Below are 18,979 nucleotides of genomic sequence, written 5' to 3' on the forward strand. Positions count from 1 at the left end.
AAAACTCGTTACTTATAAACGGCATGATTATCGTTGCTGGTGGTTCAGTGCGTACGCGATGAAGCACGGCATTTGATATGCCTGAATAAAAGCGCTCTGCTGCGCTGTTTGGCAGTTGGGGCAGCATCTGCATTCAAAAGCCTACTGACTGTAGGAGTATTCCTAGGTTCAGAACTGCACATGTGGCGCGACTTGCTGTTGTTACAACTTACAAGTTGAGCACGATCCTGAATGAGCCTTAGATTGTTGTTGCCCGAGCCAAGCACAGGCAAATTCAAACAATGCCGCCACGTCAGTCAAATTACACAAGCAGATCAGCGCACGCTTCACAGCTGTATTCGCCCCACACATTCAAGGGGTACATACCGTTCGTAATTCGGATGACTCGGCCTCGCTAGGGGTATTCGTGTTTGACTGAAAACGCAAAATCACCCTCGGGCCCGAACAGCAAGTTCATTCATGTGGATATGGATTCCTACTTCGTCGCCGTCGAGTTGCTGGATGCGCCGTGGCTGCGCGAACGGCCAGTTGCCGTGGGCGGCAGAGCGATGGACCGCGGGGTGATCAGCACATCCAACTACATAGCCAGGCAGTTTGGTGTCAGAAGTGGGATGGCAACCGCAACTGCGCAGCGGCTATGCCCGGAGTTGGTGCTGTTACCGGTGCGATTCGAACGCTATGAAGCGGTGACACGACGGCTGGACAGCATCTTTCGCCGTTATGACCCGAATGTTGAGTTTCTCTCGCTGGACGAGGCCACACTGGATGTTACAGGGCAGGTGCATTGCAACGGCTCGGCGACGCTCATGGCGAGTCGAATCCGCAATACAATCGAACAGGAGCTGAAGTTGACGGCTTCGGCAGGTATCGCACCTTTGAAGTATCTGGCGAAAATGGCTTCGGAAGTGAACAAACCCAATGGCCAGTGTGTTGTGGCGCCGAATCAGGTGCAGTCCTTTCTTGCGAACATGGACGTTCGCAAGATTCCCGGGGTAGGGCCCAAGACCTGGGCTGTGCTGCAGGCCATGGGCTGCAGCACTTGTGCTGATGTCACTGACGAGATGATCCCGGCACTGCTGCGCCAGCTTGGGGCGCACGGCTTCTATGTATGGGAGCGTTGTCGGGGCCAGGAGGGCTACGAAGGGAAGCCTGGGAGTGTCCAGTCACTGGGTGTCGAGCATACGCTGCCCAGCGACTGCACTGACTTTGCCTGCTGTGCCAGGCAACTGGATGAATTGCTGGCGACCTTAGCTGGACGCCTGAACGCGCTTGGCAGCGTGCCCCACATAGTCAGGAATCAGGTCAAACTCAAGTTTTCCGATTTTTCCATTGCCAGCGCCGAGGCACCTGCCTTGGCGTTGGAGCCGAACGTCATTCAAGGCCTGTGCCGTATGCTTTGGAACACCAAACGGCAAGGGCGGGCAGTGCGACTGGTCGGTATTGCCGTCAGGATTCGACGAAATCATTCGGACCTCTTGCAACTGGAGTTGGCCCTGTGAAGAGTGGGCCAGGCACGACCGAATGGACGCATGCCTGCCGATACGCCCCCGGTGTCACCCCATAGGCTTGCTTGAACTGCCGGCTCAAATGGCTCTGGTCTGCAAAACCCAGGTCGAACGCCACCTCCGAAGCGGCCAGGCCGCTCTTCAGCATTTCCCGGGCGCGGGCCAGGCGCCGCTGCTTCAGCCAGGCGTGCGGCGGCAGGCCGGTGGCCTGGCGAAACACCCGGGCGAAGTGGAATGGCGACAGGTTGACTGCCGCCGCCAGCGCTTCGAGCGAGGGCGGGTCGGCCAATTGGCTTTCCAGCAGTTCACGGGCACGGGCCACGGCGAGGGGCTCATGGCCAGGCGCCGACGGCTCGGCGCATTGCCCATGACGTTGCACCAAGGCCAGCACGGCCTGGCGCCAAGCCGTTTGCTGCTCCAGGGCGCTCGCGCCGGACTCCGACAACTGGTGCAACTGGCTGAAAGCAACCGCCAGCGTGGGGTCCTGAATCACGCTGTCCTTGAAATGCGGCATGCCATGCCGACTCAGCTCCAGTTCATCCAGCACCCCGGTAACCCGCTCGTGCTCAGGATAGAAACCGCGATAACGCCAGCCCGCTTCATGGGCCGTGGCGCCGGTATGCAGTTCGTCGGGGTTGATCAGCACCATGCTGCCCACCGGTGCCAGGTGCTCGCTGCCGCGGTGCCAGAAGCGCTGGGCGCCAGACTCGATCACGGTGAAGACGAAGCCCTCGTGCACATGCGGGGCGAAGCGCTGCTGAAAGTAGCGCGCATGCAGCATCTCGACATCGCCCAGAGCCGGCGCCTGCCACAGATGGGTTTGTTCGCGCAGGGGCGTGCTCATGCCAGCCAGCTGCGCAGCAGGAAGAAGATCAACATGCTCACCAGCATGCTCAGCAATACACTGCGGGTCAACAGCACCAGTGCCACGGCTACCACAGCGCCCAGCAGGTAAGGGTTGAGCAGGCTCAGGTCCAGTTGGTGGCCCGGCAGGAAAATGATCGGCCCGCAGATGGCGGTGAGCATGCCAGGTACCGCGAATCCGAGGAACTGGCGTGCATTGGAACTCAGGCGTAACGGCAGGCGCGGTTCAAGGAAGGCGTAGCGGTTGAGAAACACCACGGCGCCCATGGCGAAGATCAGCAGCCAGGTCATGCGCGGCCTCCAGAGCATTTCTGACAGATGAAACCGGCCGCCATGCCGAGCAGGCCGGCCGCCACCAGCGCGGTTTCCCAGTGCCAGTAGCTGAACAGAACCGAGCAAAACAGCGACACCGCGACGCACACCACCGTGGGGAGGTTGCGCACCAAGGGCGCGATCAGTGCAACGAAGGTGGCGACAATGGAAAAGTCCAGGCCCAACTGGTCGAGGTGCGGAATGTTCTGGCCTAGCACGATGCCAGCCAGGGTAAACAGGTTCCAGGCTACGTAGAACGTAAGGCCGACGCCTAGGGCGTACCAGCGATTGAACTGCTGGTGGTCATGGTGGCTGGTCAGGGCAAAGAACTCGTCGGTCAGCAGAAACCCCAGGCCGAGCCGCCAGCGCAAGGGCTGCCTGGACAGCAACGGGCGCATGGACAAGCCGTAAAGCAGGTGCTGCGAAGTCAGCAGCAGTGTGGTCAGCAGGATCGACAGCAGGTTGGCGCCGCCTTTGAGCATGCCGATGGCCACCAACTGCGCGGCGCCCGCGAAGACGATGGCCGAGAGCCCCTGGCCCTCCCAGGCGCTGAGGTTGGCCTCGATGGCCATGGACCCCGCCAGCAGGCCCCAAGGGGCGACCGCCAGGGATAACGGCAAAATGGCGATGGCGCCGTGAAGGAAGGCTTGGCGGGCAATGGGTGTGCGGCTTGGCATGAGCGGGCTAACACTGTTGTTCGGTAGACCAGCATGCCAGAGCGTGAGGGTGGCTGGCTTGAACGATCTTGCTGGTTTGCTGCCCGCCGACCCCGGTGCCGGTTAGCGTTGGCTGGTCAACCGCTGCTGCGCGGCCGCACAACCATTGATTTCCACGGCCTTTTGCAACAGGTCTCGGCGATGCTGCGGGTCAAGGTCGCCCAGAAGCCGATACACCTCGGCCTGATAGTCGCGCTGGCGTCCCCACTGCATTTCCAGCCCTTGTGGCTGGCTACGGCTGCAGGACAGCCGAGCGGCGGGTTGCGGGTAGTAGGAAGCATACAGCGTGGCCATGCTCGGGATCGCTTCGAGCGCTTCGCGGTAGGCGGGGCTGGCGTTATAGGGCTGGCACCAGGTGGCGATTGCCGTCGCCGGTGGGGCAAAGCCCTGGTTGAGGCTCGACTCCAGCAACGGGCAGGCGGCATCGGCGATTTGCGCTGCCGGCAGGTAGGTCGTGTAGTACAGCGCCAGACGGTATTGGGCAACAGGGTGGCCGAGCTCGACCGACTTCTTCAGAAGCGCCACCGCCGTCGGCAGCGTGCGGGCCAGCGCCTGGCCCTGGCGATTGAGTTCTGGGTCGCCACCAATGGCCGTGCGCAGGGTGCTGGCACTGTCGTCCTGATTGTCAGCTTGTTCCAGCAGTGGCAATGCCTGGCGGTAGAGCAGGTCGGCATGTGGGTCGATGCGCACGTCAAGTGCGTGTGCGGCGAAGGGAAGCAGGCTGAGCAGCAGCGCAGGCACGCGAACGGGGCGGCTCACAGGCAGGCCTCGCAGGTGCAACAGCCACGCAAGGCAAACAGGTACTGATGGACGGCTTGGGTGTTCATGACAAGTACACGTACGCCTCTGGCGAATCGGAACGACAGCCTATTCTAGCCAAGCGAGCGGTCTGACCGAAAGGCCGTTGCAGCATTGTCAGACCAGCTTGATCGGTGTGACCTTGCGCTGGGCATGTTTTTCCTGGGCAAGGCCAAGCTTGGCGGTGATTACCTTGGCCAAGGCATTGTTACCCAGGTCGTTGAGGTGCAAGCGGTCGATGAACAGATCGGCGCCGAACACCGGGGAGCTGCTGAGCATGCTGTTCATGTCGTAGCACGGCACCGGGTCTGCCTGGCTCTTGATGCGTCGAAAGAAGGCCATGTGCAATTGGCTGTCGAAGGTGCCTTGCAGCAGGCGGTCGAAGTTTGCTGGTTGCAGTTGCAGTGCAGCGAGCATCGCTTGTTCGCCGGCTGGCAGGTTTTCGCGGCACCAGGGCAGCAAGGGCTGCAGGATGAAGGTCAGTGTGGCGTGGCTGTCCGCCAGCATGCGCTCCCACTGGCGCAAACTGCGGCCAATGGTGTCGGCCGCACGTGCCAGGCGTTTTTCCGGGGCCGACAGCGGCCAGGCAGGCGCTACCTCCTGACGCCTGGGGGCCAACGCCTTGCCCAGGCGGTCCCAGAGCGATTCGCGGCGTTGCGGGGCGATCGGTCCCATGCCTTCGTTGAAACTGTTGAGGTAGTCCTGATAAGCCTTGGCGTGCTGTGGGCCCTGCGGGCTGGTCAGGACCTCGCCAAGTGCTTCATGGGCCAAGGTATTCAGGCCGCTGAGTACCACCACGTGGCCGACCTCGCCAAAGCGGTGCTGATGCGTCAGGAATAGCAGGAGCTCCTGGCTGGCATTGAGGCCGCAGCCAGCCAGGCTCAGCCACACTTCGCCCGTCAGCATCGACAAGTGCGAGGCCACCGTGTGCTCATCGCAACTGGCACCGATGCCCAGCGCGGTCGAGCCGCCAACCAGCAGGTTGACACGCCCGCTACCGCCGCGCTCGGCCGCCGAAAAACGCTTGCCGGCGCAATGGCTGTAGCGCAGGCCGAGGGCGTCGGTATTGATGGTGCCGGAGCGGTAGCCACTCTCGTGCACATGCAGGGTGTGGGGCGCGCGGCGGTTGCCCAGTTGCAGGAAGCGCTGGTAGTCCTGTTGCAGCGGCGAAGGGTGGCCCTGGACGTGTGCGGCGGTGTCATTCGATGTCATGGGCGCTCCCGTTGCGTCTGGCCTGGCCTCAGCCCGCCAGCTCCTTGATGTTGTAGGCCAGGCCGCCCACGGCGATCAGCAGCAGGGCAACCCCGGAGGCCAGGGAAATCATGCGGTTGCTGCGGTGCGAGGCAATTTTGCCGATGGCGAAGATGTACAGGCTGAGCACGGCGAAATCGATGGCCACCCAGAGCAGCGACAAGACCACCATGCTTTTGCCGAACGACTCGGTGATCTGGATGAACTGCGGGAAGAAGGCGATGAAGAAGATGATGTCCTTGGGGTTGGAAATACCCACCATGAAGCCTTGCCACAGCCCCCCGCGGCCGGCCTTTGGCGCCTGCTCCACATCCTGCGCGGCAGGCGCCTGCAGGCATTCGCGCAAGGTCCCCACGGCGATGTAGCCGATGAACAGGCAACCGAGCAGGCTCATGCCGCTGAGCCAGGCCTTGTCGATGGCCGCGCTGGTCAGGATGACCCAGGCGGCGGCGCCGATCAGCACCAACGATGCCCAGTTGGTGCCGACGGCAGTGAACATGGCCTTGCGCGATCCGGAGGCCGCGGCGGTGTTGACAATCAGGGCGACCACCGGGCCGGGCGTGGCAATCAGTAGCAGGACGGTGAGGGCGTAGGTTGCAGTCAGGGCGGTATTCACGGTCAGTTCTCGATCAGTGTGTCGGGTGTTGCGTTGGTGTGGGCATGGAAGGGGCAGCGCGATGGGTTCAGCGAGCCTGCTTCCTGCAGTTGGTACTGCTTCCATTCGAAGTTGTCTTGCTCGCCGAAGAACCCCAGGCTGTCGGGCATGACGCCGTCGTTGTAGTGGCGCACGCGATCGCGGATGCGCGCACGAATGCGCTTGCCACTTTCGGTGCCGGCGTTGGCGACCTCGTCGAAGTTCTCCCGCGGGTTGATGACGAAGGTGATGTGGTTGCCCAGGTTGCGGCTCTTCATCATCTGGTGGCCAGGGAAGTTCATGTTGATGAACAACGGCATGCCGGCGTAGCAGAATGACCAGCCGCTGTCGTCGGGGTCGGTGGGTATCGCTTGCGGCCAGGGCTGCGGGTCGCGGGCATGTACGCCGCGCAGCACTTTCCAGGCCAGCGCCTGCTGGTCGGCGAGGCTGCTGTCGGCATGGGTCTCGAGGAACACCACCAACGGGCTGCCGATGCGCTGCTTGACGGGCACCGTGGCGATGGTACGTACGTAGTCGGCCAGCCCTTGGGCGATGTCGTCGGCCAGTTGCTCGGCCCGGGCGAAGAGAATGTGGCAGGATTGGCCGGCCACCGCCTTGCGCCCGAACAGGCATGGGAAGTCGGGGTTGGCAAGAATCCCACGAAAGTGTTGTATGGTTTTGTGCGTCCAGTGTTGCGTGTTCCGGACATGTTCAGCGGCCAGCTCTAGCGCATCCAGGCGATAGCAGTTTCCATAACCCGTAAACATGATTTCCCCAGGCGTTTAGTTAAGTGGAAGTTCAACTCATATGCAGGCAGGTTCAGGTGTTTATCTTTGTTATTTACCTGCATTTTCTGAGACGTACTTAACGTTGTAAAACGCGTGGAACTATGACCTACTATTAGTCTTACTCATGCTTCGGAGGCGCCATGTCGGAACGGATTCAGGCTTTGCACGCGTTGCGTGCCTTCGAGGTGGCCTCGCGTTACGGCTCGTTCACCCGCGCGGCCGAGGAACTGGCACTGACCCAAGGTGCAGTCAGCCATCACATCAAGACCCTGGAAGCCATGTTTGGCTGTGACCTGTTCGAACGTCGCGGCCCCAAACTGAGCTTGACCGAACACGGGCGTTTGCTGGCCCAGGAGCTGAAGGTCGGCTTCAAGATCATCGAGAACGCCTGCGCGCTGTTGCGTCAGGACCGTTACGGGCTGCGTCTGAAGGCGCCTTCGACGCTCACGGTGCGCTGGCTCCTGCGGGCCCTGGACGCCTTCAAGAAGATCGACGACAGCTGCAGCGTGCAGCTGTCGAGCGTGTGGATGGACATTGACTCGGTGGATTTCTATTCCGAGCCCTACGATTGCGCGATCCTGCTGGCTAACGGCCGCTTCCCCGCTGATGTCGAGAGTTTCAAGTTGTTCGATGAATGGCTGATCCCGGTGTGCCACCCGGATTACATGCAGCATGAGCCTGCGCAACTGGGCGACCTGCGCCAGTGCGAGTTCCTCCATCCGTCACCGGACCGGCGCGATTGGCGGCGCTGGCTGGCGCGCATGGATGCGCTGGACATCAGCATCGACCAAGGGCAGGTGTTCGATACCCTTGACCAAGGTATCTCAGCGGCGCAGCAGGGCCTGGGCATTTCGGTAGTCGACCTGGTGCTGGCCAGCACCGACCTGGCGGCCGGGCGCCTTAGCACACCATTCAAACATGCGGTGGCCACCGGTGACGGTTACTACATGACCTGGCTCAAGGCCAGCCCCAAGGCACGACAGATGCACAAGCTGCGTGATTTTCTGGTCGGCCAGGTGCCACCGCTGACCTACAAGGACATCCACTACCTGTACGGTTGATCCCCCCCCACAGGCACCGCTGTGAGGGGTAGAATTGCCCCATTCGACAGATCGGTGGCATCGAGGACATCGCAGTGGAGTTGCAGCAGGGCTTTGTCCTGACCCGGCATTGGCATGACACGCCCGAAGGGACGTGCGTAGAGTTCTGGCTGGCCACCGATCAGGGGCCGCGACTTGTGCGCCTGGCACCCCAGGCGTCGGTGGCGTTCATCCCGCAGGCCCAGGCCGAACATGCCCGGCTGTTGCTGGCGGGCGACGTGGGCGTCGAGCTCAGGCCCCTGCAACTGCGTGATTTTGACCAGCGGCCTGTCGCAGGGTTGTACTGTCGCCAGCATCGGCACCTGCTGCAGGTGGAGCAGCGCCTGCGCGCTGCCGGCATCGATGTGCTGGAAGCCGATATCCGTCCACCCGAGCGGTACCTGATGGAGCGCTTCATCACGGCGGCGGTGCAGTTCACCGGCCAGCCTGACGCCCAGGGAGTGCTGTGCGATGCCCAGCTCAAACCTGCGCAGGGCTACCGCCCGCCGTTGAGGTTGGTATCGCTGGATATCGAAACCAGCGAGCGCGGTGAGCTCTACAGCATTGCCCTGGAGGGCTGCGGCCAGCGCCAGGTGTATATGCTGGGGCCCAGCAATGGCCAGGCGGGTGACCTGGATTTCGACCTGCAATACTGCGACGACCGCGCCATGCTGCTGGTCTGCCTCAACCAATGGCTGGCCAAGCATGACCCGGACGCCATCATTGGTTGGAACCTTGTGCAGTTCGACCTGCGCCTGTTGCATGAGCATGCCAGGCAGCTGCAGGTGCCGCTGGCATTAGGGCGCAATGGCGCGGTCATGACCGTACGCAGCCACGCCAACCGTGGTCATGTATTCGCCGATGCGCCAGGCAGGCTGCTGATCGATGGCATCGAGGCGTTGCGCTCTGCCACCTGGAGCTTCCCCTCCTTCAGCCTGGAGAACGTTGCCCAGACCTTGTTGGGGGAGGGCAAGGCGATCGATACGCCCTACCAGCGCATGGACGAGATCAACCGCATGTTCGCCCAGGACAAGCCTTCGCTTGCACGTTACAACCTCAAGGACTGTGAGTTGGTGACGCGTATTTTCGCCCACACCCGGCTGCGGGAGTTCCTGCTCGAGCGTGCGTCTGTGACCGGGCTGGCGGTGGACCGCAGCGGCGGCTCGGTGGCTGCGTTCTGCCATCTGTACATTCCGCACATGCACCGTCTGGGTTATGTGGCGCCGAACCTGGGTAGCCGCCCCGGTGACGCCAGCCCCGGCGGCTTTGTCATGGACTCGCGCCCGGGGCTGTATGACTCGGTACTGGTGCTGGACTACAAAAGCCTGTACCCCTCGATCATCCGTACCTTCCTGATTGACCCAGTTGGCCTGGTCGAGGGTTTGCGCCAGCCGGACGACAGCCTTTCGGTGGAGGGCTTTCGCGGCGGGCGGTTTTCACGCAGCCAGCACTGCCTGCCGGCGATCGTCGAGCGTGTATGGCAGGGCAGGGAAGCGGCCAAGCGAGAGGGTAATGCACCGCTGTCGCAGGCACTGAAGATCATCATGAATGCGTTCTACGGTGTGCTCGGCTCGAGCGGCTGTCGCTTCTTCGACCCGCGTCTGGCTTCCTCGATCACCCTGCGCGGCCACCAGATCATGCGCCAGACCCGCGCGCTGATCGAGGCACGGGGTTTTGATGTGATCTACGGCGATACCGACTCCACGTTCGTCTGGCTCAAGGGGGCGCACAGCGAAGAGGCGGCGGCCAGCATCGGCCGCGAGCTGGTCGCTGAAGTCAACCAGTGGTGGCGCCAGCACCTGCGCCAGACCCTGGGGCTGGAATGCGCCCTGGAGTTGCAGTTCGAAACCCATTACCGACGCTTCCTGATGCCGACCATTCGCGGTGCCGATGAGGGCAGCAAGAAACGCTACGCAGGCTTGGTGCAACGTGCGGATGGGTCTGAGGATGTCGTGTACAAAGGCCTGGAGTCGGTGCGTACCGATTGGTCGCCATTGGCCCGGGACTTCCAGCAAGCCCTGTACGGGCGGATCTTTCGCGGCCAACCCTATCGCGATTACCTGCGCACCTTCGTACAGCAGACCCTGGCCGGTGAGCAGGATCAATTGCTGATCTACCGCAAGCGCCTGCGCCGCCCGTTGGCCGATTACCAACGCAATGTCCCACCCCATGTGCGCGCGGCACGCCTGGCCGACGAGTACAACGTCCGCCTGGGGCGTGCCCGGCAATACCAGAATGGCGGCTGGATCAGCTACATCATCACCACGGCAGGCCCTGAACCGCTGGAAAACCTGCAATCGCCGATCGACTACGAGCACTACATCAGCCGCCAGCTGCAACCGGTGGCTGATGCCATCCTGCCCTTTGTCGGTGATGATTTCGCAGCGCTGACGGACCGCCAGTTGCTGTTGTTCTAGGCCAGCTCGCAGCTTGCTTGCCTCCAGTGGCTTTGGACTATGCTCAGACAAAGATGTGGGCTGTCTGCGTCAGGGCTGCAAGCCTGTTTGGCTGCGCTGGAAACCGCAAGTTACTTTTCCTGGGCCCTCTGTCGCGCGAAGTGGTTTAGGCTCCAGGTCGGATTTTTCTCCGTGATCTGTAGTCATTGGTTTATCGAGACAATAAGGAGATGCGCATGCTCGTTCGGTCACTGACCCTCGCCACCTTGCTCGCTGTCACCGGCCCCCTGTTCGCCGCCGACAGCGACGCGCCTCTGGCCAAGGAGCTGGGCAAGGCTCGGCCCTTGGTGATCATTGCCCCCAGTTCAGCCGACCCGACCCTGCGGGGGCTGAACGAGGCCATGAAGGACCCTGCCACGCAGGCCGCTTTCAAAGAGCGCGGCCTGGTGCTTTACAGTGTCGCCAACATGATGGGTAAGCGTGAGGACAAGAACCTCGAGCAGCAGACCACGATGGCGCTGATCCGTGAGCTCAAGCTCGGTGCGAGCAAAGGGACCAAGGTGATCCTGGTGGGCAAGGATGGCGAGCGGCATATGCTCAAGGATGACGAAACCGGTGAGAAGATCGACCCACAAGCCATCCTCAAGGCGGTCGATGAGCTACCCGCTACCGAAAAGGCCGTGACCGCCCCTGAGCCCGTGGCGGCGGCCCCTGAAGCCAAACCTAAGGACAGCAAGCCTGCCAAGCCGGCCAAACCGGCGGCGCCGCCCAAACCGTTGGACGACTGACAGGCCGGCCAACGCTGTGGTGGCTTTACCGTGACCCGCGATTGCAGGTGCGTTATACGCGGTGGGCACCTGCAACCGGCCGGTAGCTGGCCGTGAGCCAGTGATCGAGGCTCAAGCGTCCTGCGCCTTTGAGCAACAGGGGCAGCAGCGCCACCAGGTAAATCAGTGGCAGTTTGAAGTTGCCGAAGCCACGGTCGGTGATAGCGTAGCCCTGCGCCAGGTCGGCCAGGCTTGACCAGTGTGCTGGCCAATGTACCGCGGCAATTGCCACCACCGTCACCACCATCAGCCCCGCTGACGCCAGACGCGTGCCCAGGCCCAGTAGCAGCAGCAACGGCAACAGCAGTTCAGCCCACATCGACAGCTGCCAGTTCAGTTCGGCGGGCAGCACGTTGAAGGGGAACGGGAAGCTTGACTGCAAATCGCCGAACCAGTTGCTGCCGTTGAATTTCTCAAGGCCCGACTCGAAGAACTCCCAGGCCAGGAACAGCCGCAGCGGCAAGTCGGCGCTCCAGCTGCCGAAACGGTCAAACGTGGTGAAGGCGCGGTTCAGAGTGATCATGTAAGTTCTCGTCGCAGGAAGGCCGATGGATACCAAACGGCGATCGGGAAACGAAGCATTCCCGAACTGCCGTTGTGCGACCGGTAGTGTGTGCGGCGAGGGTATCTGCAGTGTGTCGGTTCAGGCTCGATTGTGTATCGCACTGTAGGGGCGGGGGCGCGTGCGGCAGGTCAGGCCGGCCTGCCGCGCTGGTTCAGTGGCGTATCGCTAAAGCTCGATTTGCGCGCACAGCCCGCCGCTCGGACGATTGCTCAAGGTCAAGCGCCCGCCCATGGCTTGGGTCAATTGCTGGGCGATGGCCAGGCCCAGCCCGGTGCCCCCGGTGCTGCGATTGCGCGAGCTTTCCACACGGTAGAATGGCTTGAGCACTTCGTTGAGTTCTTCAGCGGGGATTCCCGGGCCTTCATCCAGCACCCTGATCAACGTACGGCCGTGTTCACGGCTTACCTCCAGTTGCGCCTTGCCGGCAAACTTGAGGGCATTGTCCACCAGGTTGACCAACACCCTGCGTAGCGCATGGGGACGGGTTTCCAGCAAGCCGCCAGTGCTGCCATGGCGCTCGACCTGGGCACCGCTGTCCTGGTAGTCGAAAACCACACTGTCAAGGAAGGCATCCAGGTTGATCCGGCACGCAGGTTCGGTGTTGATGTCCATGCTGCGGGCATAGGCCACACCTTCGCGAACCAGGTGTTCCATGGCATCCAGGTCGTGCCACAGTTTGTCTTTCTCAACGCCCTCGTCCATCACCTCGACCCGCAGCTTCATGCGTGTGATCGGCGTTTGCAGGTCGTGGGAAATTGCCGCCAGCAATTGCATGCGCTCCTTGAGGTACGCGGCGATGCGTGCCTGCAGAGCATTGAACGCAACGGCGGCGTATTTCACTTCGCGCGGCCCACTTTCGTCCAGCAGTTTGCCGGGTTTGTCCGGGTCAAGTGCATCGACCGCTTGCACCAGGCGGGTCAGCGGGCCGATAGCCAGACGCACCGCTAGCCAAGTGCAGAACAACAGCACGGCCAGCTGGATCAGCAGCACCAGCGGCAGCCAGCGGGCGACTGGCACGGTGGCGGGGGTAACGTCGATGGTCAGCGGCGCGCCATCGGCCAGGCGAAGGTGTGCCTGAAAGCGCGCGTTCGGCCCTGGTATGTCCTGGAAGGTCAGCCGGTAATGGTCACCGATGGCCTTGACGATCGACTCGGCGGCCATGGGCGGGTCGTTGCTCGGCATGGCGTTCCCACTCAGGCCGTCATCGAGCTGATAGCGGTAGGTGCGCCGCTCCAGGCGTGGCAGCCAGCTGGCACGCTCGGCGGCGGGCAGCCGGTCGAGGATGGCGACCGACGTGGCAACGTCCAGTTCCAGGTTGCTGAGCATCATTGAGCGGCTGCTGATGTAGCGTTCATAGGCCTGCAGGCTGAACGACAAGCCATAGGCCAGCACCAGCCCGGTAAAAAAGATCAACGCCAGGCGCGAAGCCAGGGTGCGGGGCCATTTCATGACGGCGACTCGATCAGTTGTACCGGCAGGGAAAACACATAGCCCTCGCTGCGGACGGTCTTGATGCAGCTCGGTTCGCGGGCATCGTCGCCCAAACGCTGGCGCAGGCGGCTGACCAGCAGGTCGATGGAGCGGTCGAAGATGTCGGCTTCGCGCCCTTGGGTCAGGTTGAGCAACTGCTCGCGGCTGAGCACCCGTTGCGGGTGGTCGAGAAACACCCGTAACAGGCGGTACTCGGCACCGCTCAAAGCCACCAGGGTGCCTTCGCTGTCGAGCAGGTGGCGCGCGGTGGTGTCCAGACGCCATTGGCCAAAGCCGAGCAGGCGGCTGCTTTCACTGATGGTCAGGTTGGGCGGCAGCATGCGGGTGCGGCGCAGCACCGCGTTGATACGCGCCAGCAGTTCGCGGGCAGAGAACGGTTTGGTGAGGTAGTCATCGGCCCCCATCTCCAGGCCAATGATGCGGTCGGTTTCGTCATTGCGTGCAGTCAGCATGAGCACCGGCGTGTTGCGATGCTTGCCGGCACGCAGTTCGCGGCACAGCAGCAGGCCATCATCGCCCGGCATCATGATGTCGAGGACGATCAGGTCGACACTGTTGGCTTCGAGGAAAGCGCGCATCTGTCGGCCATCGGCGACGATGCTGGTGCGCAGGCCGTTCTTCTTCAGGTAATTGCCGACCAGTTCGCGGATCTCGCGGTCGTCGTCGACGATCAGGATGTGATCGACATGTTCCATCGTAGGGGTCCTGTGCGGGGTGAGTGGGCGCAGTGTATCGAGCATGTGGGTGCTTGCCTGCGGGGTTTTGTATTGCAGTGTATCCGGCCTTGGTACAGATACAGCAGGAAGCACAGCACCGCCCGGGCGACACACGCCGGATACCTGGCAGGCGTGAAATGGCTCTGGAACGGGAAGCACAACTTCCCACCGCCCAGCGTTACACAGGAGAAATGCCATGAACTTCAAAATGATCACCAGCGCCGGTCTGTTCGCCGTGCTCAGCCTTGGCGCCGTCGCAGCCCAGGCTACCAGCATGCCGATGAACGATGACGGTGCCATGCAGTACCGTTATGGCGAGCACCTGGATGTCAAGAAGGTACTGTCGATCAAAGACGACCAAAGCAATGTCTGCGGCGTGGTCAATACCCGAATGAACTACCTGGACTCCAAAGGGCAGCACGAAAGTGTCGAATACCGTACCTACGCGACCGGCGGGTGCCATGACAATTGATCGGCGGCTATTGAAAGCCGGTGGCGTGGTTTTGGCGCTTGTAGGCCTGGGCCTGGCCAGCCACCTGATGGCCCGCGACAGTTATGGCGCCATGCCGTCATTGGCGGGGGCCAGCGAGTGGCTCAACTCGCCGCCGCTGGACGCACCGGCACTCGAGGGCAAAGTGGTGCTGGTGGACTTCTGGACCTGGGACTGCATCAACTGCCAACGTAGCCTGCCGCATGTCAACGAGTGGGCTCGGCGCTATGCCGACCAAGGGCTCGTGGTGGTGGGGGTGCACACGCCGGAATACGACTACGAACGTGATGTCGGCCAGTTGAAGCTCAAGGTGGCCAGCCTGGGCATCGGTTACCCGGTAGCGGTGGACAACGACCACCATGTGTGGAATGCCTGGGGCAACCAGTTCTGGCCGGCGCATTATTTTGTCGATCGCCACGGGCAGGTGCGGCATGTTCACTTCGGTGAGGGTGATTATGCCGGGCAGGAGCGCGTGATACGGGCCTTGCTCGATGAACAGTACTAAGCGCGCTACACCGGCTTCTTCGCACGCCATGCCTGCGAAGAAGCCGGTGCTGTTTCAGCCTAGGCTGGCGAAGTGCGCTTGCATCCGGCCTGCATCCGCCTTGCGCCCACTGAAAAGTTCGAAGGCCTTTACCGCCTGGAACACCGCCATGTTGCTGCCATCCAGTGTCTGACAGCCCAAGGCACGCGCGGCGCGCAATAATTCGGTCTCCAGCGGGAAGTAGATGATTTCCGCCACCCAGAGCCGAGCGTGCAGCAGCTCGACCGGCAATGGCGTACCTGGCAACTTGGCCATACCGACCGGGGTGGTATTGACCAGCCCGTCCGCCACGGCGAGCGCTGTAGGCAGGGCTGTGCCGACAACCGCACGGCCGGCACCGAAGTGGCCGTTGAGCTTGTCCACCAGGTTTTGTGCCCGCGTGGTGTCGACTTCGAACAGCACTAGCCGCTCTACGCCCTCGGCCAGCAATGCATGGGCCACCGCCGAGCCGGCTCCGCCAGCGCCCAACTGCACCACTTGCCGGCGTGGCACCTGCGGTAGGCCTCGGCGCAGGCCCTCGGCAAAGCCCAGGCAATCTGTGTTGTGGCCCACCCGCTTGCCGTCCCTGAGGACCACGGTGTTTACCGCACCAATGCTCCTCGCTTCTTCCGACAGCTCATCGAGCAACGGCAAGATCGCCTGTTTGAACGGGTAGGTGATGTTGAGCCCGGTAAAGCCGGTGTGCTGGGCTGCATCGAGCAACTGCGGCAGGGCGCTGTCGGCCAGTTGCAACTGGTCGGCATCGATCAGGCGATAGAGGTAACGCAGGGCCTGGGCGTCGCCTTCATGCTCGTGCAGGGCGGGGGTGCGTGACAGCTGTATGCCTCGCCCGATAAGGCCGGCAAGGATGGCGTGCTCAGTCATGTGGCCTGCTCCCGCAGCATGTCGGCAAAGTGATTCAAGGCCATGCGGTAACCCTGGCTACCCAAGCCGCAGATCACCCCTACGGCGATTGACGATACGAACGACAGGTGGCGAAACGGCTCGCGCTTGTGCACGTTGGAAAGGTGTACCTCGATAACCGGCAATTCGCTGGCCACCAGAGCATCGCGGATCGCTACCGAGGTGTGGGTCCAGGCGCCGGGGTTGATCACAATGGCGTCACAACGGCCACGCGCTGCGTGGATCCAGTCGATCAGTTCGCCTTCGTGATTGGTCTGGCGGAACTCGATTTCCAGGCCGTGGGCCTGGGCTGTTTCAGCGCAACGTTGCGCCAGGTCGGCGAGGGTTTCACGGCCGTATTGGCCAGGTTCGCGGGTACCGAGCATATTCAGGTTGGGGCCGTTGAGCACGAGGACAAGGGGCTTCATGGCGGGTATCGCTTTGTTGTTTTTGGATGCCCCAATGTTTGTACCAACCGGTTAGTTTCGTCAATTTGGGTTACATCCCGGACGGCTGAAAGTGGGCGATTATCGAACCTGCGCTTTTACAAATAGGCAGGCAGATGCGCCACGGCGTGATGACAGGATTGTAATTTTCACGCCACCGCCCCGATAACCACCGCTGCCTACAGTCCTCGCCAATGCTCGCCGACGAGGACATCCGAAGTGCCCACCCCCCGCAAGATCGCCATGCTCTGCTTGCTGCTCACGGCCGCCGCCGGTGCCCAGGCCGGGCAGGGCCTTAGCCTGCCAGAGGCGCTCGCCACCGCCTTTGCCAACAACCCGCAACTGGCTGCCGCCGGGCGCGAAATCGGCATCGCCGACGGCGAGCGTCGCCAGGCTGGGCTCATGCCCAACCCTGAATTGTCCTGGGAAGTCGAAGACACCCGCCGCGACACCAGCACCACGACAGTCACCTTGAGTCAAACCTTGGAGCTTGGCGGCAAGCGGGGGGCGCGCATCGCGGTGGCCGGTAGCGGCCAGGTACTGGCCCAGCTCGATCTGGAGCGTCAACGCAATGGCCTGCGCGCCGATGTGGTCCAGGCATTTCACACCGCGCTGCGCATGCAGGCTGCGCTGGAACTGGCACAACAGTCACAGGCCCTGACCGAGCGGGGCTTGCGGGTGGTGCAGGGCCGCGTTACGGCCGGGCAGTCCTCGCCCGTGGAGGCTACCCGCGCTCAGGTCCAACTGGCCCAGGCGCAGGCTGAAGTGCGTCGCGCTGAAACTCAGCAGGGGGTGGCATACCAGGCACTGGCGCAGCTTACTGGCAGCCCGGTCGCGACGTTCGCCCGGGTGCAGGCCACCGCGTTATCCCCTGGTGCTGCGCCTGCCCACCAGGCCCTGCTCGACAAGCTTGAGCAGACCGCCGAATGGCGCATGGCCGCTGCACAGGTCGAGCGCGGCGAAGCCACCCTAGGGTCGGCAGAGGCCCAGCGCATCCCCGACCTGACCGTCAGCATCGGTAGCCAGTACAGCCGGGAAGACCGCGAGCGGGTCAACGTGGTGGGCTTGTCCATGCCCCTGCCGCTGTTCGACCGCAACCAGGGCAACGTGCTGGCCGCTGCGCGGCGTGCCGACCAGGCGCGTGACCTGCGCAATGCCGTTGAACTTCGCCTGCGCACTGAAACCGCTAGCGCCGTCAGCCAGTGGCGTACGGCAATGCAGGAGGTGGCTGCCTATGACCGCACCATCCTGCCCTCGGCGCAGCAGGCGGTCGATAACGCCACCCGGGGTTTCGAGCGTGGCAAGTTTGCCTTTCTCGACGTGCTCGATGCCCAACGCACATTGATCGAGGCACGTGGCCTGTACCTCCAGGCACTGGCCACCGCCAGCGACGCACGCGCGCAGGTCGAGCGGATTTACGGCGACCTTGAAGGTTTGCGCAATGAATCGTACAGCAGGAGCAATCAATGAATAATCCACGCAAACTGGCCCTCGTGGTTGCCGCCATCACTGTGTTGGGCCTCGGCGGCCTGATCTGGACCAGCAGCGTTGGCCAGGCCAGCAAGGCTCAGGGGCACGATGACCAGGGGGCAGACAGCCACGGCCATGCAGAGGAAGCGGGCGAGGCGCACCCGGCAGAAGCGGGCAGGGTGCAGCTCTCCCGCGCGCAGGTCGACTCTGCCGGCATCCAACTGGTCACTGCCGCACCCGATGAGCTGAGCACCGCCATCAGCTTTGCGGGTGAAATCCGTTTTGACGAAGACCGCACCGCCCATGTCGTGCCCCGGGTGCCAGGTGTGGTCGTGGCCGTGCAGGCGCAGCTTGGTCAGGCGGTCAAGCGTGGCCAGGTATTGGCCGTGATCGCCAGCCAGCAGATTTCCGACCTGCGCAGCGAGCAGCAAGCTGCCCAGCGACGCCTGGAGCTTGCGCGCCAGACCTTCCAGCGCGAGCGACAGCTGTGGCAGGAGGGCATCAGTGCCGAGCAGGACTACCTCCAGGCTCGTCAGGCCTTGCAGGAGGCTGAAATCACGCTGGCCAATGCCCGGCAGAAGGTTGCTGCCGTCGGCCCGGCTGGTACAGGCAATCGTTACGAGCTGCGTGCACCGTTCGATGCCGTGGTGGTGGAGAAGCACCTTGCCGTGGGTGAAGTGGTCGACGAAGCCAGCAACGCGTTCACCCTTTCTGACCTAAGCCGGGTCTGGGCGACCTTCGCCGTGGCCCCGCGTGACCTGGGCAAGGTCACTACCGGGCGCACGGTCACCGTCAGTGCACCAGACCTCGGCGCCGAGGTCGAGGGCAAGGTCAACTACGTCGGCAGCCTGCTCGGCGAGCAGAATCGCGCCGCCACCGTTCGCGCAACCTTGGCCAACCCCGACGGAGCCTGGCGTCCGGGCCTGTTCGTCACTATCGCGGTCAGTGTCGAGCGCTACAACGCCGCCGTGGTGGTGCCCCAGAGCGCGCTGCAGACCTGGGAAGAGCAGACCGTGGTGTTCGCCCGCAGCGACGAGGGCTTCGAGGCCCGTGCGGTGCAGACAGGCCGGCGTGATGCTGGCCGGGTGGAAATCACCTCTGGGCTGGCGCCCGGTACCCAGGTAGCTGCCGCAGGCAGCTTTGTCCTCAAGTCGGAGCTCGGCAAGGGCTCCGCCGAACACAGCCATTGATCACGGGAATGCTTG

The 18,979-nt window shown here is 62.8% G+C and carries 20 protein-coding genes; 8 read left to right on the forward strand and 12 right to left on the reverse strand.

The window, feature by feature from the left end; translation table 11 throughout:
• The first annotated feature begins 410 nt into the window (after nucleotides 1-410).
• Nucleotides 411-1,499 carry a DNA polymerase IV gene (dinB, locus tag L6D80_RS05440; protein WP_236183032.1) on the forward strand — a complete coding sequence of 363 codons (1,089 nt, stop codon included), beginning with the start codon at nucleotides 411-413 and terminating at the stop codon, nucleotides 1,497-1,499.
• Here dinB and L6D80_RS05445 read toward each other — a convergent pair.
• From L6D80_RS05445 to L6D80_RS05475, 7 genes are all read right to left on the reverse strand, one after another.
• Nucleotides 1,447-2,349, reverse strand: coding sequence for an AraC family transcriptional regulator (locus L6D80_RS05445; protein ID WP_054901501.1), 903 nt, complete (start codon nucleotides 2,347-2,349; stop codon nucleotides 1,447-1,449). The two genes, dinB and L6D80_RS05445, sit on opposite strands and share 53 nt — an antisense overlap.
• A complete protein-coding gene (locus tag L6D80_RS05450; protein ID WP_176512869.1) occupies nucleotides 2,346-2,660 on the reverse strand; it encodes an AzlD domain-containing protein in 315 nt (104 codons plus the stop codon). The genes L6D80_RS05445 and L6D80_RS05450 overlap by 4 nt, the downstream gene beginning before the upstream one ends.
• Entirely contained in the window at nucleotides 2,657-3,358 is a 702-nt protein-coding gene (locus L6D80_RS05455) for an AzlC family ABC transporter permease (protein ID WP_176512870.1), read from the reverse strand. The genes L6D80_RS05450 and L6D80_RS05455 overlap by 4 nt, the downstream gene beginning before the upstream one ends.
• A gap of 102 nt (nucleotides 3,359-3,460) precedes the next feature.
• Entirely contained in the window at nucleotides 3,461-4,156 is a 696-nt protein-coding gene (locus L6D80_RS05460) for an SEL1-like repeat protein (protein ID WP_054901612.1), read from the reverse strand.
• Nucleotides 4,157-4,312: 156 nt separating this feature from the next.
• Nucleotides 4,313-5,407, reverse strand: coding sequence for a protein kinase family protein (locus L6D80_RS05465; RefSeq protein WP_054901504.1), 1,095 nt, complete (start codon nucleotides 5,405-5,407; stop codon nucleotides 4,313-4,315).
• A 28-nt stretch (nucleotides 5,408-5,435) separates the two neighbouring features.
• The gene (locus tag L6D80_RS05470; protein ID WP_054901505.1) at nucleotides 5,436-6,062 is read right to left on the reverse strand and encodes a LysE family translocator; all 627 of its coding nucleotides are present in this window, start codon (nucleotides 6,060-6,062) and stop codon (nucleotides 5,436-5,438) included.
• A gap of 2 nt (nucleotides 6,063-6,064) precedes the next feature.
• Nucleotides 6,065-6,847, reverse strand: coding sequence for a YqcI/YcgG family protein (locus tag L6D80_RS05475; protein ID WP_176512871.1), 783 nt, complete (start codon nucleotides 6,845-6,847; stop codon nucleotides 6,065-6,067).
• Between the two features lie 161 nt (nucleotides 6,848-7,008).
• Between L6D80_RS05475 and L6D80_RS05480 the strand changes: the two genes are divergently transcribed.
• The 3 genes from L6D80_RS05480 to L6D80_RS05490 all read left to right on the forward strand — a co-directional run bounded on the left by L6D80_RS05480 (nucleotide 7,009) and on the right by L6D80_RS05490 (nucleotide 11,131).
• On the forward strand, nucleotides 7,009-7,929 hold the full coding sequence (locus L6D80_RS05480) for a LysR substrate-binding domain-containing protein (protein ID WP_054901507.1): 921 nt from the start codon (nucleotides 7,009-7,011) through the stop codon (nucleotides 7,927-7,929).
• A 74-nt stretch (nucleotides 7,930-8,003) separates the two neighbouring features.
• Nucleotides 8,004-10,364, forward strand: a complete 2,361-nt coding sequence (locus L6D80_RS05485; RefSeq protein WP_176512872.1) for a DNA polymerase II — start codon at nucleotides 8,004-8,006, stop codon at nucleotides 10,362-10,364.
• A gap of 215 nt (nucleotides 10,365-10,579) precedes the next feature.
• Entirely contained in the window at nucleotides 10,580-11,131 is a 552-nt protein-coding gene (locus tag L6D80_RS05490) for a DUF4174 domain-containing protein (protein WP_176512873.1), read from the forward strand.
• A 52-nt stretch (nucleotides 11,132-11,183) separates the two neighbouring features.
• Here the strand turns inward: L6D80_RS05490 and L6D80_RS05495 are convergent, their stop codons facing one another.
• The 3 genes from L6D80_RS05495 to L6D80_RS05505 all read right to left on the reverse strand — a co-directional run bounded on the left by L6D80_RS05495 (nucleotide 11,184) and on the right by L6D80_RS05505 (nucleotide 13,921).
• Nucleotides 11,184-11,693: an HvfX family Cu-binding RiPP maturation protein gene (locus L6D80_RS05495; protein ID WP_176512874.1), complete on the reverse strand. Its 510-nt coding sequence runs from the start codon at nucleotides 11,691-11,693 to the stop codon at nucleotides 11,184-11,186.
• A 207-nt stretch (nucleotides 11,694-11,900) separates the two neighbouring features.
• A complete protein-coding gene (locus L6D80_RS05500; protein WP_176512875.1) occupies nucleotides 11,901-13,184 on the reverse strand; it encodes a sensor histidine kinase in 1,284 nt (427 codons plus the stop codon).
• Nucleotides 13,181-13,921 (reverse strand): response regulator, encoded by a 741-nt coding sequence (locus L6D80_RS05505; protein WP_054901512.1) that lies wholly within the window; start codon nucleotides 13,919-13,921, stop codon nucleotides 13,181-13,183. Before L6D80_RS05505 ends, L6D80_RS05500 begins: the two co-directional genes overlap by 4 nt.
• A 217-nt stretch (nucleotides 13,922-14,138) precedes the next feature.
• Between L6D80_RS05505 and L6D80_RS05510 the strand changes: the two genes are divergently transcribed.
• Together L6D80_RS05510 and L6D80_RS05515 are read left to right on the forward strand one after the other, a co-directional pair.
• Nucleotides 14,139-14,414, forward strand: coding sequence for a DUF2790 domain-containing protein (locus L6D80_RS05510; protein ID WP_176512876.1), 276 nt, complete (start codon nucleotides 14,139-14,141; stop codon nucleotides 14,412-14,414).
• Nucleotides 14,404-14,937 carry a thioredoxin family protein gene (locus L6D80_RS05515; RefSeq protein WP_176512877.1) on the forward strand — a complete coding sequence of 178 codons (534 nt, stop codon included), beginning with the start codon at nucleotides 14,404-14,406 and terminating at the stop codon, nucleotides 14,935-14,937. Before L6D80_RS05510 ends, L6D80_RS05515 begins: the two co-directional genes overlap by 11 nt.
• Nucleotides 14,938-14,991: 54 nt before the next feature.
• Here the strand turns inward: L6D80_RS05515 and L6D80_RS05520 are convergent, their stop codons facing one another.
• Both L6D80_RS05520 and aroQ read right to left on the reverse strand, forming a co-directional pair.
• The gene (locus L6D80_RS05520) at nucleotides 14,992-15,840 is read right to left on the reverse strand and encodes a shikimate dehydrogenase (protein WP_176512878.1); all 849 of its coding nucleotides are present in this window, start codon (nucleotides 15,838-15,840) and stop codon (nucleotides 14,992-14,994) included.
• Nucleotides 15,837-16,286: a type II 3-dehydroquinate dehydratase gene (aroQ, locus tag L6D80_RS05525; protein WP_054901516.1), complete on the reverse strand. Its 450-nt coding sequence runs from the start codon at nucleotides 16,284-16,286 to the stop codon at nucleotides 15,837-15,839. The genes L6D80_RS05520 and aroQ overlap by 4 nt, the downstream gene beginning before the upstream one ends.
• A gap of 237 nt (nucleotides 16,287-16,523) precedes the next feature.
• On the opposite strand from aroQ, the gene L6D80_RS05530 reads away from it, so the two are divergent.
• Nucleotides 16,524-17,774: a TolC family protein gene (locus tag L6D80_RS05530; protein ID WP_054901517.1), complete on the forward strand. Its 1,251-nt coding sequence runs from the start codon at nucleotides 16,524-16,526 to the stop codon at nucleotides 17,772-17,774.
• On the forward strand, nucleotides 17,771-18,964 hold the full coding sequence (locus tag L6D80_RS05535) for an efflux RND transporter periplasmic adaptor subunit (protein WP_054901518.1): 1,194 nt from the start codon (nucleotides 17,771-17,773) through the stop codon (nucleotides 18,962-18,964). Before L6D80_RS05530 ends, L6D80_RS05535 begins: the two co-directional genes overlap by 4 nt.
• Nucleotides 18,965-18,979 lie beyond the last annotated feature (15 nt).

Origin of the sequence: Pseudomonas ceruminis, assembly GCF_021602025.1 — a bacterium.
Taxonomy (GTDB): Bacteria; Pseudomonadota; Gammaproteobacteria; order Pseudomonadales; family Pseudomonadaceae; genus Aquipseudomonas; species Aquipseudomonas ceruminis.

Coding starts and splice junctions, on each gene's coding strand:
- L6D80_RS05445 (WP_054901501.1), bottom strand. CDS start 2,349: ATGAGCACGCCCCTGCGCGAACAAACCCATCTGTGGCAGGCGCCGGCT.
- L6D80_RS05450 (WP_176512869.1), bottom strand. CDS start 2,660: ATGACCTGGCTGCTGATCTTCGCCATGGGCGCCGTGGTGTTTCTCAAC.
- L6D80_RS05455 (WP_176512870.1), bottom strand. CDS start 3,358: ATGCCAAGCCGCACACCCATTGCCCGCCAAGCCTTCCTTCACGGCGCC.
- L6D80_RS05465 (WP_054901504.1), bottom strand. CDS start 5,407: ATGACATCGAATGACACCGCCGCACACGTCCAGGGCCACCCTTCGCCG.
- L6D80_RS05475 (WP_176512871.1), bottom strand. CDS start 6,847: ATGTTTACGGGTTATGGAAACTGCTATCGCCTGGATGCGCTAGAGCTG.
- L6D80_RS05480 (WP_054901507.1), top strand. CDS start 7,009: ATGTCGGAACGGATTCAGGCTTTGCACGCGTTGCGTGCCTTCGAGGTG.
- L6D80_RS05490 (WP_176512873.1), top strand. CDS start 10,580: ATGCTCGTTCGGTCACTGACCCTCGCCACCTTGCTCGCTGTCACCGGC.
- L6D80_RS05495 (WP_176512874.1), bottom strand. CDS start 11,693: ATGATCACTCTGAACCGCGCCTTCACCACGTTTGACCGTTTCGGCAGC.
- L6D80_RS05500 (WP_176512875.1), bottom strand. CDS start 13,184: ATGAAATGGCCCCGCACCCTGGCTTCGCGCCTGGCGTTGATCTTTTTT.
- L6D80_RS05505 (WP_054901512.1), bottom strand. CDS start 13,921: ATGGAACATGTCGATCACATCCTGATCGTCGACGACGACCGCGAGATC.
- L6D80_RS05510 (WP_176512876.1), top strand. CDS start 14,139: ATGAACTTCAAAATGATCACCAGCGCCGGTCTGTTCGCCGTGCTCAGC.
- L6D80_RS05515 (WP_176512877.1), top strand. CDS start 14,404: ATGACAATTGATCGGCGGCTATTGAAAGCCGGTGGCGTGGTTTTGGCG.
- L6D80_RS05520 (WP_176512878.1), bottom strand. CDS start 15,840: ATGACTGAGCACGCCATCCTTGCCGGCCTTATCGGGCGAGGCATACAG.
- aroQ (WP_054901516.1), bottom strand. CDS start 16,286: ATGAAGCCCCTTGTCCTCGTGCTCAACGGCCCCAACCTGAATATGCTC.
- L6D80_RS05535 (WP_054901518.1), top strand. CDS start 17,771: ATGAATAATCCACGCAAACTGGCCCTCGTGGTTGCCGCCATCACTGTG.